Source organism: Streptomyces sp. NPDC094147 (genome assembly GCF_044764265.1).
Classification (GTDB): Bacteria; Actinomycetota; Actinomycetes; order Streptomycetales; family Streptomycetaceae; genus Streptomyces.
Genome location: NZ_JBIWHT010000063.1, coordinates 1 through 11,998, shown reverse-complemented (window position 1 = coordinate 11,998; position 11,998 = coordinate 1). Strand labels below are relative to the sequence as shown.

16 protein-coding genes and 2 pseudogenes are annotated in these 11,998 nt (G+C 67.9%); 9 read left to right on the top strand and 9 right to left on the bottom strand.

Annotated elements, in window-relative coordinates:
• Positions 1-76: 76 nt before the first annotated feature.
• From ACIQ8J_RS35365 to ACIQ8J_RS35350, 4 genes are all read right to left on the bottom strand, one after another.
• Positions 77-418, bottom strand: a complete 342-nt coding sequence (locus tag ACIQ8J_RS35365) for a hypothetical protein (RefSeq protein ID WP_403278125.1) — start codon at positions 416-418, stop codon at positions 77-79.
• A 65-nt stretch (positions 419-483) separates the two neighbouring features.
• Complete coding sequence (locus ACIQ8J_RS35360) at positions 484-1,467, bottom strand: terpene synthase family protein (protein ID WP_403278124.1); 984 nt, start codon at positions 1,465-1,467, stop codon at positions 484-486.
• Between the two features lie 34 nt (positions 1,468-1,501).
• A complete protein-coding gene (locus ACIQ8J_RS35355) occupies positions 1,502-2,131 on the bottom strand; it encodes a polyprenyl synthetase family protein (RefSeq protein ID WP_403278127.1) in 630 nt (209 codons plus the stop codon).
• Between the two features lie 35 nt (positions 2,132-2,166).
• Positions 2,167-2,394, bottom strand: a complete 228-nt coding sequence (locus ACIQ8J_RS35350) for a polyprenyl synthetase family protein (protein WP_403278123.1) — start codon at positions 2,392-2,394, stop codon at positions 2,167-2,169.
• Between the two features lie 444 nt (positions 2,395-2,838).
• Here ACIQ8J_RS35350 and ACIQ8J_RS35345 point away from each other — a divergent pair, with 444 nt between their 5' ends.
• Both ACIQ8J_RS35345 and ACIQ8J_RS35340 read left to right on the top strand, forming a co-directional pair.
• Positions 2,839-3,744 (top strand): helix-turn-helix transcriptional regulator, encoded by a 906-nt coding sequence (locus tag ACIQ8J_RS35345; RefSeq protein ID WP_403278122.1) that lies wholly within the window; start codon positions 2,839-2,841, stop codon positions 3,742-3,744.
• Between the two features lie 53 nt (positions 3,745-3,797).
• Positions 3,798-4,628: an oxidoreductase gene (locus ACIQ8J_RS35340; RefSeq protein WP_403278121.1), complete on the top strand. Its 831-nt coding sequence runs from the start codon at positions 3,798-3,800 to the stop codon at positions 4,626-4,628.
• 62 nt (positions 4,629-4,690) lie between these two features.
• On the opposite strand, the gene ACIQ8J_RS35335 is transcribed toward ACIQ8J_RS35340, so the two are convergent.
• Positions 4,691-4,876 (bottom strand): hypothetical protein, encoded by a 186-nt coding sequence (locus ACIQ8J_RS35335; protein ID WP_403278119.1) that lies wholly within the window; start codon positions 4,874-4,876, stop codon positions 4,691-4,693.
• 28 nt (positions 4,877-4,904) lie between these two features.
• Positions 4,905-5,372, bottom strand: coding sequence for an ArsI/CadI family heavy metal resistance metalloenzyme (locus ACIQ8J_RS35330; protein ID WP_403608135.1), 468 nt, complete (start codon positions 5,370-5,372; stop codon positions 4,905-4,907).
• 80 nt (positions 5,373-5,452) lie between these two features.
• Here ACIQ8J_RS35330 and ACIQ8J_RS35325 point away from each other — a divergent pair, with 80 nt between their 5' ends.
• The 4 genes and pseudogenes from ACIQ8J_RS35325 (at position 5,453) to ACIQ8J_RS35310 (ending at position 8,405) form a co-directional block, all read left to right on the top strand.
• A complete protein-coding gene (locus ACIQ8J_RS35325; protein ID WP_403278116.1) occupies positions 5,453-5,851 on the top strand; it encodes an ArsR/SmtB family transcription factor in 399 nt (132 codons plus the stop codon).
• Entirely contained in the window at positions 5,848-6,939 is a 1,092-nt protein-coding gene (arsB, locus tag ACIQ8J_RS35320) for an ACR3 family arsenite efflux transporter (RefSeq protein WP_403278115.1), read from the top strand. The genes ACIQ8J_RS35325 and arsB overlap by 4 nt, the downstream gene beginning before the upstream one ends.
• On the top strand, positions 6,932-7,357 hold the full coding sequence (locus ACIQ8J_RS35315; RefSeq protein WP_403278114.1) for an arsenate reductase ArsC: 426 nt from the start codon (positions 6,932-6,934) through the stop codon (positions 7,355-7,357). Before arsB ends, ACIQ8J_RS35315 begins: the two co-directional genes overlap by 8 nt.
• Positions 7,358-7,427: 70 nt before the next feature.
• Positions 7,428-8,405: pseudogene (locus tag ACIQ8J_RS35310) on the top strand (IS5 family transposase).
• Between the two features lie 40 nt (positions 8,406-8,445).
• Here the strand turns inward: ACIQ8J_RS35310 and ACIQ8J_RS35305 are convergent.
• Positions 8,446-8,889 (bottom strand): MarR family transcriptional regulator, encoded by a 444-nt coding sequence (locus tag ACIQ8J_RS35305; protein WP_403278113.1) that lies wholly within the window; start codon positions 8,887-8,889, stop codon positions 8,446-8,448.
• Positions 8,886-9,380 carry a MarR family winged helix-turn-helix transcriptional regulator gene (locus tag ACIQ8J_RS35300; protein ID WP_403278111.1) on the bottom strand — a complete coding sequence of 165 codons (495 nt, stop codon included), beginning with the start codon at positions 9,378-9,380 and terminating at the stop codon, positions 8,886-8,888. Before ACIQ8J_RS35300 ends, ACIQ8J_RS35305 begins: the two co-directional genes overlap by 4 nt.
• A gap of 561 nt (positions 9,381-9,941) precedes the next feature.
• Between ACIQ8J_RS35300 and ACIQ8J_RS35295 the strand changes: the two genes are divergently transcribed.
• A complete protein-coding gene (locus ACIQ8J_RS35295) occupies positions 9,942-11,060 on the top strand; it encodes a DUF4157 domain-containing protein (protein WP_403278109.1) in 1,119 nt (372 codons plus the stop codon).
• Between the two features lie 283 nt (positions 11,061-11,343).
• A pseudogene (locus ACIQ8J_RS35290) lies at positions 11,344-11,526 on the top strand (IS3 family transposase); the annotation flags it as partial.
• Here ACIQ8J_RS35290 and ACIQ8J_RS35285 read toward each other — a convergent pair.
• Complete coding sequence (locus ACIQ8J_RS35285; protein ID WP_403278126.1) at positions 11,465-11,707, bottom strand: helix-turn-helix domain-containing protein; 243 nt, start codon at positions 11,705-11,707, stop codon at positions 11,465-11,467. The pseudogene ACIQ8J_RS35290 and the gene ACIQ8J_RS35285 sit on opposite strands and share 62 nt — an antisense overlap.
• A gap of 62 nt (positions 11,708-11,769) precedes the next feature.
• On the opposite strand from ACIQ8J_RS35285, the gene ACIQ8J_RS35280 reads away from it, so the two are divergent.
• Positions 11,770-11,907: a hypothetical protein gene (locus tag ACIQ8J_RS35280; RefSeq protein ID WP_403278108.1), complete on the top strand. Its 138-nt coding sequence runs from the start codon at positions 11,770-11,772 to the stop codon at positions 11,905-11,907.
• The last annotated feature ends 91 nt before the right edge of the window (positions 11,908-11,998 follow it).

The following is an 11,998-nucleotide window of genomic DNA, read 5'->3' as shown; positions in this document are numbered from 1 at the left end:
GCGCCGGACCAGATGCTCCACCAACCGCGTTGGACAGATCGTCGCGGCCGTTCACACCCTCCTCACCTGCAGCTATTCAGGATGAAAGAGGTTCAGTGTGGTCGAACACGGCATCCAGCGCGGAGATTGTGTCCAGGCAGCGCTGTGGGTTGGGGGCCTGGATGTCGAATTGATCGTCGACGATGAAGGCCCACGCCAGGTATTGAGTGAGCAGAGCCAGTACTTCCGGTGCTGCCTGCGGGCACCAACGCGCATACATCAGAGCGGGGCGTGTCCTCTCAACCCGGCGCCGAGCCGCTGGTGTGGGCAACAACGCACTCGATTCCAGCCACGCCCACATTGTGGCCTCTGCCTCATCGGCGGCTGGGTTCACTCCCTCGTCCCTGAATGGCATGAACAACTCCGGCAATTCCAGCATGCCCCATGCCTCTCGCTTTAGAAATTCATGGTGGCAGTAGTTCTTTACCCGTTGGGCAAACGTGTCTAGGTCCAGTCGGTGGCACGGTGCTGGGCGGCGTTGTAGCGGCTGCTGGTTCCGGCCCACAGCAGGTGCGCGTGGGTGTAGGTCTTGAGGGCCGAGGCGAACCGCTGGGCTTCGTGGATCTCGGCGGGCCCGTACCCGAGGGAGGTCACCAGTTGAGGCAGGCGCTGTTCGATGCGTAGGAAGGTTTCCAGGCGCTTTTCGGTCATCTGCAGAACGGTGGCCAGGGCTTCGCGGTGGGAAAGGTCATCGGCGGCGGCCAGGACGAGGGCGAGGTTGTGTGTGTCGCCATGCGCGAGTTCGCGTTCGAAGCTGAAGTAGTCGTTGTACCAGGTGTTGGCGTCGATGAAGCAGTTGCGCAACTCGCGGAACTGGGCGGTGGCGAATACCGGCTCGGGGAGATGGATCTGCAGGGCCGCTTCCAATAGATCTGCGGCGAAGTCCACGGCAGCGTTCACACGGCGCAGGTCGATGTAGTCCTGCAGGTTCAGAATGTGGTCTCGTGCCCGGTTCTGGGACTGCGGCGCGTACTGGTGGAGGAAGTTCATGAGGTTGGCAAGGGCTCGCTCACGCCACGGCGGGGTGTGCTGTGGGGCTGTGCGGGTCCACAGGTCGTGCATGGCCACGACAGCAGGCCCCGCGTCCTCAGGCGGCTGGGGGTCGCGCAGAGCATGGACGATGTCGTCACTCAGGCGCAGGGCCCGTGTGCTGTCAGCCTCGTCGGCGACGTCGTCGACGACGCTGAACATGTAGTTCCACTGGGTGTGCAGGTCCAGTTCGTCCTGCGGCAGGTGCGGGAGGCAGATGGCGGTGAAATAGCCGTAGCGCATGGAAGGGACCTTTGCGGCTTCTCCCTCGGTGATGACGCTTGTGCGGCGGGCGAAGGCTTTGAACGCCTCTTCCGCGGTGGGCCACAGGGGGTTGATCTCCGGTTCTGCCGGGGGACGGAAGTTGGCCGGAAGCAACTCGATGTCGACTGGGGGCACTTGGTTCCTCCTTCACAGTGTGGCCAGGCAGACGTCACGCCGCCCTCGCTGTTGCCGCTGTGGCGAGTTCGGGTAGGGCCGTGGCGACGGCGGGTGGGAGCACGGCACGGGCGAGGGCCTGTTCTGCCCGACCGAAGCGTGCGCTGATCATGCGCTCGACCGCGTCGCGGGCGCCCGTGGCGGTCAGGATGCCGCGGATGCTCATGGCTCCTTCCTCGTCCAAGTCCCGGTGGCTGACGAGGGCGTTCAGCTGATGCCGCTGGGCGGGGGCGGCGTGCCGCCATGCCAGTGCCAGCAGTGCGGTGTGCTTGCCCTGCCGCAAGTCGTCCAGAGCAGGTTTGCCGGTGGTGTCCGGGTCACCGAAGGTCCCCAGCAGGTCGTCCCGCAACTGGAACGCCTCACCCACGGGCAGTGCGTACGCGCTCAAGTCCGATCGCAGCCGGGCGCTGCCACCGGCCAGGGCTGCCCCGATGTGCAGGGGGCGCTCCACCGAGTACTTCGCCGTCTTGTACCGCGCGATCGCCATGGCCTGCTCCAGATCACCGGTCGGCAGCCCAGCGGCGGTCAGGTCGAGGTACTGGCCGTACATCACCTCGGTGCGCATCGCATCCAGCAGCGGCAGCACGTCGGCCAGCTGAGCATCGCTGAGCCCCGCGGTGTGCAGGAGCTCATCGGACCAGGCCAGCGCCAGGTCACCGATCAGAACCGCTGCCCCGGCCCCCAGCCGGCCGCACGCGCGCCGTGCCGCGCCGCATACCTGGCGGCCAGCGCCTGATGGACGGTCGGCTGCCCCCGGCGGGTGTCCGATCCGTCCAAGATGTCGTCGCGGATCAGCGCGAACGTATGGAACATCTCCAGCGCCGCGGCGGTGGCCAGGACGGGGGCGGGGGTGCCCTGCCCCCGGCGGCGTGCCAGCCCAGGACACACAGCAGCGGGCGGAACGTTTCCCGGCAGCGAAGAGGAAGTCCGCCAGGACGCCAGTGACTTCGGGAGGCCAGCGGCAGGCGGCTGCGGCACCGGCCTTGGCGGTCAGGAATTCATCGAGAACGGTGTCGGTTTGGGCGCGTGTGACGGCCAGCTCCATGCCCTTGCCTCCGGACATCCACGGCGGCTGCCGCGGGCCCGCCCTCTGGTAAGGAAGACCGGGCCCGCACAGGTGATTCCCGCCTTGGTGCACGGTTGAACAAGCAGTCGGATCCCAACGGCGCATCCACGCCGCACTGCGCAGGCCGGTGGTACGTGCCGTCGCGCGGGCTGGCGCCCAAGAGGGTGGGTGTGGCAGGGCCACCCAGCTCGCGGGGCTGTTTCGTAGCGTGGGGGTGTCCGAAGGTTGCGGCGCGGGTTGTATCCGCCGTTGGCGGGAGGTGTGTGGTGGCTGAGGAGCGGATCGTGCCCGCGTTGGGCGAGTTCTTGAGGGCCAGGCGGGCCCTGGTGCGGCCTGCTGACCACGGGATACCCGCCGGGATTCGCCGTACACCCGGCCTGCGGCGGGAAGAGGTCGCGATGCTGGCGGGAGTCAGTACGGACTACTACATCCGGCTTGAGCAGGGCCGGGACGAGAATCCTTCGCGCCAGGTCGTCGCGGCGCTGGCCGAGGCGCTGCTGCTGGACGACGAAGCGGCTGCGTATCTGCGCGTGCTGGCCGATCCCGGTGCGCCGCGGCGGAGCCGTCACCGCACGCGCCGCCGGGAATACGCCTCTCCCGGGCTCGTCGGGCTGCTCGACGTCTGGTATCAGACCCCCGCACTGGTCTACGGCCGATACATGGACCTCTTGGCGGCCAATCCGCTGGGCGAGGCGTTGTTCTCCTGGCTGGGCGCGGAGACCAACCTGCTCAGGGCGATCTTCCTCGAACCGGAGGCCCGCACGTTCTACCAGGACTGGGCCAGGATCAGCGAGGGCTGCATCGCGGCGCTGCGTACAACCAACACCGATCCGAACGACACGCGGCTGGTCGAGCTGGTGGGGGAACTGACGGTCAGAAGCGACGAGTTCGCGTGCCTGTGGGCCCGCCACGAGGTGCGGGCCAAGACAGCCGAGACCAAGCACCTCAACCACCCGGTCGTGGGAGAGCTGTCGCTGCGCTTCGAGAATCTGACCATACCCAGCGCCCCCGGCCAGCACCTGGTCGTGTACCACGTCGAGCCGGGCAGCCGGGAGGACCAGGCGCTGTCCTTGCTGGGCAGCTGCACCACCGCGCCGTCGAGCAACCACGGCCGCCCGTGTAGCCAGGACATCGAGTGTGAAGACAGCCGCTGCGAACACGGCGATCGCTGACCGGATTTCACTATCCATGGGCGTCACTCGGATGCCGTGAGTTGGGAGCAGTCATGTCTGTCTGGTTCATCACCGGTGCATCACGCGGCTTCGGCAAGCAGTTGGCCGGGGCGGCGCTCGCCCAGGGGGACCAGGTCGTCGCGACAGCGCGTGATCCGCACGCGGTCGTGGAGGCCGTTCCGGGCGGCGGGCTGCTGGCCCTTCGACTCGATGTCACCGATCAGGAGCAGGCCGCTGCCGCGGTGGCGGCGGCGGTCCAGGAATTCGGCCGGATCGACGTGCTGGTGAACAACGCCGGTTACGGGCTGTTCGGCGCCGTCGAGGAGATCTCCGACGCCGAGGCGCGCGATCTGTTCGACACCAACGTCTTCGGCCTGCTCAATGTCACCCGGGCCGCGCTCCCCACGCTGCGGCAGCAAGCGGCGGGACACATCATCAACATCGCATCGAGCGCCGGGTTCGCTGCCGGCCCCGGCAGGGGGCTCTACGGGGCTTCCAAGTTCGCGGTCGAGGCCGTCACCGAAGCGCTGCATGGCGAGCTGGCGCCACTGGGTGTCCACGCCACGGTGGTGGAGCCCGGCTCCTTCCGCACCGATTTCCTCAGTCCGGGCAGCAGGCGTCAGGCGGGCGTAGAGATTTCCGCATATGCCGACACGGTCGGGGCACTCCAGTCCGCGATCCGCGCCAACGACGGGCGCCAGCCTGGGGATCCGGTCAGGGCGGTGGCCGCCCTCCTGGAGCTGGTCAGCACCGCCGAACCGCCCCTGCGGCTGCAACTGGGCAGCGACTGCGTGGGCTTGGTCGAGGGCAAGCTCGCCTCCGTCGCCAAGGAACTCGATCAGTGGCGCGACCTGGCCCTGTCCACCGACTTCACGCCCGCCTAGGTGATGTGACCGCATACGTTTGCCGAGTTGCGTCAGCTGCTGCGGTTCCCGGGCGGGGAGCTCTACGCCGGCTCGTAGTGGTGTGCGGGTGCTTCCTGCCATGCGATCTCGGGGGAGTTGCCGTCGACCATGGCTTCGGCGTCCGTCTGGTCGATCCCGGCCTGGCGCAGGAACTCGATGAGGTCGTGGTCTTTGCCGACCGCCGAGCTGTTCAGGAGAGCTCCGAGCTGGCCCTTTACATCACGCATGGTTCCGCGACGTCATGGACCGATGGCATCAACTGTCACAAGCGCAACCCGCCGAAACGCTGGCACACTCGCCGGACTTCGGCTCACGGCACGTGTTGTCGTGAAGGACGGCGCTCTTGCCGAGGGTGTCGGTGTCGGCCTTGACGACGTAGACCTCCCACGGCTCCTTGCCGGGGCCGTGCACCCAGACCTTGTCCTGTAGGGCGTAGCAACACGAGGTGTCGTTCTCCTCGAACGTGGCGAGGCCGGCGTCCTTGAGCCGGCCGGTTGCGGCCGTCACCTGGTCCGTGGACTCGACCTCTACACCGAGGTGGTCGAGGCGGGTTTCCTGTCCGGGCTCGCCCTCGATCAGGATGAGCTTGAGCGGCGGCTCGGTGATGGCGAAGTTGGCGTAGCCCTTGCGCCGCTTGGCCGGTTCGGTGCCGAACAGCTTCGAGTAGAAGGTGACCGACGCTTCAAGGTCGCTGACGCGCAGGGCGAGCTGTGCACGGGACATGGCGGTGACTCCGATCTGCTTGATTTTATGTTTGTCGATTCAAGGTTGCATCTTGGATCGAAGAACGTCAACATAGAAGTATGTCGAAACAAGAGCTTGTGGTGCTCGGCCAGACCGACGAGACCGGCGCCTGCCGCCCCGGGCTGCTGACCGCTCCCCTCGACGAGGGGCAGGCCGCAGAACTGGCGAAGGTGTTCAAGGCGCTGGGCGACCCGGTGCGCCTGCGCCTGCTCTCGATGATCGCCTCGCGCGCCGGCGGCGAGGTCTGCGTCTGCGACCTGACCCCCGCCTTTGACCTGTCGCAGCCGACGATCTCGCATCACCTCAAGCTGCTTCGACAGGCCGGTCTCATCGACTGCGAGCGACGCGGTACGTGGGTCTACTACCGGCTGCTGCCCGAGATGACCGACCGCCTCGCCGGCATCCTGACCCGCCCCGCCGGCGAGCCCCTGCCCGCGCCCGCCGAGGCGACCTCGTGAGCGCCGAACCCGAGCAGGCGGCCGTCGGCCGCCTGTCGTTCCTCGACCGCTATCTCGCCGTGTGGATTCTCGCCGCAATGGCGGTCGGACTCGGCCTCGGGCGCGTCGTGCCCGGCCTGGGGGACGCACTCGCCAAGGTCACCGTCACCGGGGTATCGCTGCCGATCGCCCTCGGCCTGCTCGTGATGATGTACCCGGTCCTCGCCAAGGTGCGTTACGACCGCCTCGACACCGTCACCCGCGACCGCCGCCTGCTGCTGCCCTCGCTGCTGCTGAACTGGATCGTCGGACCGGCCCTCATGTTCGCGTTGGCGTGGCTGTTCCTGCCCGACCTTCCCGAGTACCGCACGGGCCTGATCATCGTCGGGTTGGCGCGTTGTATCGCCATGGTGATCATCTGGAACGACTTGGCCTGTGGTGACCGCGAGGCCGCCGCCGTCCTGGTGGCGCTGAACTCGGTGTTCCAGGTGATCGCGTTCTCGGCCCTCGGCTGGTTCTACCTGTCCGTGCTGCCCGGGTGGCTCGGTCTTGAGCAGGCCGGCCTCGACGTGTCCGTGCGGGACATCGCCCGGAGCGTGCTGATCTTCCTCGGAATCCCGCTCGTCGCCGGCTACCTCACGCGCCGGATCGGCGAGAAGGCCAAGGGCCGCGCCTGGTACGAGGCGAAGCTGATCCCGCGGATCGGGCCGTTCGCCCTGTACGGGCTGCTGTTCACGATCATTGTCCTGTTCGCGCTGCAAGGCGACGCGATCACCTCGCAGCCGCTCGACGTCGTCCGCATCGCGCTGCCGCTGCTCGTGTACTTCGCGATCATGTGGGCCGGATCGATGGCGGTCGGCCGCGTCGTGGGCCTTGACTACCCGCGTACGACGACGCTCGCGTTCACCGCCGCGGGCAACAACTTCGAGCTAGCCATTGCGGTAGCCATCGCCACGTTTAGCGTCACATCCGGACAGGCCCTCGCCGGCGTGGTCGGCCCGCTCATCGAGGTGCCGGCGCTGATCGGCCTCGTCTACGTCGCGCTGTACGCCCGCCGCTTCTTCACCGCCCCCGCGCCCGTGACCGAGGAAGACCCCGCCCATGTCTGACACCGCCCTGCCCTCCGTGCTGTTCGTCTGCGTCCACAACGCCGGCCGCTCCCAGATGGCCGCCGCGTTCCTCACGCACCTTGCGGGCGACCGCGTACAGGCGCGGTCCGCCGGATCCACCCCCGCAGACACGGTGAACCCCTCCGTCGTCGCCGCGATGGCCGAGGTAGGCATCGACGTCTCGGCCGAGGTCCCCAAGGTGCTCACCGTCGAGGCCGTGCAGGCATCCGACGTCGTGATCACGATGGGCTGCGGCGACACCTGCCCAGTCTTCCCCGGAAAGCGTTACCTCGACTGGCAGTTGACCGACCCCGCCGGACAGGGCATCGAGGCGGTCCGCCCGATCCGGGACGAAATCGAGCGGCGTATCCGGCGCCTACTGAACGAACTGCTGCCTAGGGCCTGCCCTGAGTCGTGATCAAGGTGTGAGACGCCCCTCCCGATGATCGTTTGGGGGCTGGTAGAAGACGGGTACGGCGCGTACTGAACTGGCGGACGACGAGTGGGAGTTGATCGGTCCGTTGCTGCCGGTAGGCAGGTTCGGCCCGTGTCCGGAGCATCTGCGGGAGCAGTTCGAGGGCGTGATCTGGAAGTTCCGCTCGGGCAGCCAGTGGCGGGAGATGCCGTCGGAGTTCGGGGTCTGGCAGACCGTCTACAACCGCTTCCTCCAGTGGCGCGACGCGGGCGTCTTCCAGGCCCTGATGGACGCAATGATCACCGAAGCGGCCCGGCGCGGGCAGGTGGACCTGTCTCTGGTCAGCGTGGACTCCACGGTCGCCCGTGCTCACCAAGACGCCGCCGGCATGCGGGTGAGCGAGGAGGGCCTATCGTCCCTCGAAGAAGCTGGCGAAGCGTCAAAGGGGGCCGCAGAAAGCAACAAAAGCCGCAGGTTGCATGCGACCACGACGCGCCGGGCGCGGCCCGGGAGGAGCGACGGCGCATTCGGCGCCGCCGCCGGGCCCGGCTGAAGGCCGCCCTGCTCGGACGCTCGCGCGGTGGCCTGACCGCCAAGGTCCACCTCGCCTCCGATCCGCGCTGCCGCCCGCTCGCCTTCGTCCTGACCGGGGGGCGCCGACAGCCCCCGGTTCGTCCCCGTGCTGGACAAGATCAAGGTCCGTGGCCCGGTCGGCCGCCCGCGCACCCGGCCTGACGCGGTGGCCGGAGACAAGGCGTACTCCTCCCGTGCCAACCGTGCTCACCTGCGGAGACGCAACATCAAGGCGGTCATCCCGGAGAAAGCCGACCAGGCCGCGAACCGCAAGAAGAAGAGTCGCCGAGGCGGACGGCCCGTCTCCCACGGCACCGAGCTCTACAAAGATCGCAACAGCGTCGAACGCTGCATCAACAAGATCAAGGCGTGGCGTGGCCTCGCGACCCGCTACGACAAGACGCCCGAGAGCTACCTCGCCGGCCTCCACCTGCGCGGAGCAGTGCTCTGGATGCGCAGCCTCCGCCCCGCAACATGATCACGGCTCAGGATGGGCCCCAACCGGCTTGGTGGGGCGGTCAGGTGGTCAGCGCCGCGAGCTCCGCGTTGGCGCGCTCGGTGACCAGGGTGAGGACGCGGCTGGCGGCGGCCAGGTCCTCGGCGGGTATCCCGCCCCAGATGCGGGCGGTGACGGGGGCGGTCTCCGCGCCGACGGCGGCGATCAGCTCACGCCCGGTGTCCGTGGGGCGAAGGTGCGCGCCGTCCGTGATGAGCAGCTGCTTGGCGAGCAGTTCGTCGAGAGTGGCGCGGATGTCGGTCGGATCGGCCTTGAGGGAGACCTGGACCTGGGTGACGAGATCGTCCGGCGTCTGCGGGGCGTCGGCGGTGAGGGCGGCGCGCAGGGCGACCTGCTGCTGGAAGGTGATGCCGTGCTGGGCCAGGACGTGTTCCAGGACGCTGCGTGCGGCGTAGTGGGCCAGGCCGAGGGCGCGGGCGTTGGCGGCGGGTGCGGTGGTGGTCATGGTGTTGTCCCCTGAGTGCTCTCGTTGTTCGGTTCGGAGGGAGTGAGAGGTGCGTCGAGCAGGGTCGTCAGCTCGTCGGTGAACGTGCGCGTCCGCGGGGCGTCAAGGCCGCCGAGCGGCTCCAGCAACTGCTGGAGCAGTTCCTGGACCACCGCGATGGCCTGCCGCGTGACGGCCTGGCCCTGCTCGGTGAGGGCGAGTTGCACGGCGCGTGGGTCACGGGGATCGCGGGTGCGCTCGACCAGGCCGGCCGACTCCAGGGCGCGTGCCAGCTTCGAGACGTACAGCGCCTCCAGGCCGGTGCGGTCGGCGAGCCGGCGCTGACTGGGCCGCTCACCGGCACGCTGCATGCCGTACAGCGACGCAACCAGCGAGTACTGCGCGTGGGTGAGGCCCAGCGGAGCCATCGCGCGATCGACCGCGACGCGCCACTTGTTGGCGAGCCGCCATACCAGGAAGCCGGGCGTGGGGCCCGGTGAAACCTTGCTCATGACAAATAGAGTACATGGCTACTATGTCCATGGCTACTATTTTCTGGCGGATGTGACGGCGCACCCTGCTCGGCGCCCCGACGAACTGACGGAACGCCTCCGGCGGGACTGCATCCGCTCCGCCGCATGATCAGGACTGAAGACACCCCCTAGTGCGAATACGGCCTACTGCCACGTAGCGCCCAGTTCAGGTCAAGTGCCAAGCGTCTGCCCCGCCCGATCCAAAGGTCCTGCCGGGCTTCTTTGATGTTCGGCGCGGCTTGGCCGTCCCAACACCCCTGAGGATCAGGTGTTGCAACCGCATCCGGAACCCAAGCTCCCGAGTGGAGTCAGACAACACTCCTGAAGCCACACACGGCTCGTTGCCTGCCTGGTCAGTCGATACTGCCCCCGAGTACCTGGCCCCACCATCCAATCTGCCGGTATCCAGAAGCGGTTGAGTCCACCGCACTCGGAAGGCCCCAGATGCGCGTCCGTGAAACAGTCCCTGCTCGGCATGGCGACAAGCCCAGACAACCGCCGGCCCGCCCCTCCACGCCGCCTGCCTTCGCCGCCGGCGGCATGTCACCACAGGCGCTCCTCACTCTCCAGCGCACCGCGGGCAACGCCGCAGTGACGCGGATGGTGGAGGAGGCCCGGCACCAGCACGGCCCAGGCTGTGGTCACCGGCAGTCCGCACAGGCCGCCGTGCAGCGCTCGGCCGTCCATGCCGTACTGCGCACCCCCGGCCGCCCCCTCGACGACGCCACCCGCAGTGACATGGAGGCTCGTCTGGGCGCCGACTTCTCCGACGTACGTATCCACACCGACAGCGCCGCCCGCGCCTCGGCCTCCGAAGTGGGCGCCCACGCCTACACCTCCGGCAGCCACATCGTCATCGGCGACGGCGGTACGGACAAGCACACCCTGGCTCATGAGCTCACCCACGTCATCCAGCAGCGACAAGGGCCCGTCGCCGGCACTGACAACGGCTCGGGACTGAAGGTCTCCGACCCCTCCGACCGGTTCGAACGAGAAGCCGTGGCGAATGCGACGCGGGCGATGTCGCCCGCACACCAGCCCAGCAGCGAGGCCCGCACATCGCCTGAGCCGGCCGGGAGCTCATCCGCCGGCACGGCCATCCAGCGCTGCTACTACTGTGCCGACGACACCTGTGTGGACGGAGCGGACTGCGGACGCAGCACCGATCACCACGGACTCTTCTCCGCCGGTCTGGCCACCTCCACTGTGGCCCCTTACAACGAGGCAGGGCGAGTACGCACCGGAGGCGCCTACGAGAACGAACACATGCTTCCCGGGGCCGCCTACCGCGGAGCGGGGATGGGCAACATGTACAGGACCGCCCCCACCTATCGGGTCGACATCCCCACACACCGCGCGGGGGTACGCGGCGGAGTGGGAGGCGGCGGGATCACCTCGACCGGCAGCGGCACCGTGGCCAGGGGCTGGTCCAGCTCTCTTGCAGATCAGCTCAGCGCAGGGAACCACCTGGAAGCCATCCGGATGTCCATGACCGATGCCTTCAACGCCGCATGGACCCAGGGAACCCTCACCGAGGAGAGAGTCAGGGAGATCGCCAACACCGTGTACGCACATGTGACACAGGGCCTCATCACCCAGGAGCAGGCGGGCGAACTCGTCAACACACTGTACAACCGCTGGCTCGACCTCCCGCGCTAGCGGCAGCGCACCAACACCCCACATGGGCCCGGTAGTTCGCACCGCCACCCGGCATGCACTGCGTTCTACGGCGAGCCGAGACTGCGCGCCGCCCAGCGACTTGGACGATGCTGTGCTGCCGCACTTCGCGACCTCGGTTCTGCAAGTTGCGGCACGGAGAGGACGGACACAGGCCGTCAGATGTGGGCGTGCTTGATCTCGCTCGTCGGCGCCGGAGGACTCTTTGCCGCGGACGAGGGCCTATTCCCCCGGACGAGGCCGCTACCAGAAACGGACTTAACGTCCTCTGAAGCGGGAGTTGCTGCACGGACGGCGCTGGATCTCGAAGGCACAGACGCGGCTGGAGCTGTTTCGCTGGCTGTCCTACTACAACCGGCGCCGCTGTCATTCCGCCCTCGGCTACCTCACACCGATCGAATTCGAACAGCAACTGATCTCATCGCATACGCTGACACTCGTCGCATGAAACCCGGTGTCCACTCCCGAGGTTCAACCTCACGGGCCGGGCGCCCCGAACGTTTGCGGTCGGGCAGGGCGGGCAACTCGCCATCGGTGAAGCGGCTCCGCCAGCGGCGTACGGCATCCAGATGCAGGCCTGTCTCCCGGGCGATCCGCGCGTTGGACCGCGAGTGCGCCGCGTGCAGCACCACCTGGCGCGCATCCGGACGCAGTACGCGGTCTTGTGGCCCCGGGCCGCCTTCTTCAGGCGGTGCCGCTCGGAGGCGGCAACGACAACCAGCTGTGGCACGCCACCTACGACGGCTCCTCCTGGTCGGCGGACCGTAAACTCGGCGCACACGAAAGGCTGGAAGGACCGGCACTGACCGTCTTCGGCGGAGAGCTCTAACTGATCGTTTCAGAATGAGGTTCTGAGTCGTCTCAAGCAGATGATGCTGCAGGCGAGTTGGAGGAGTGCAAGGTGGAGGTCGCCGTGTATC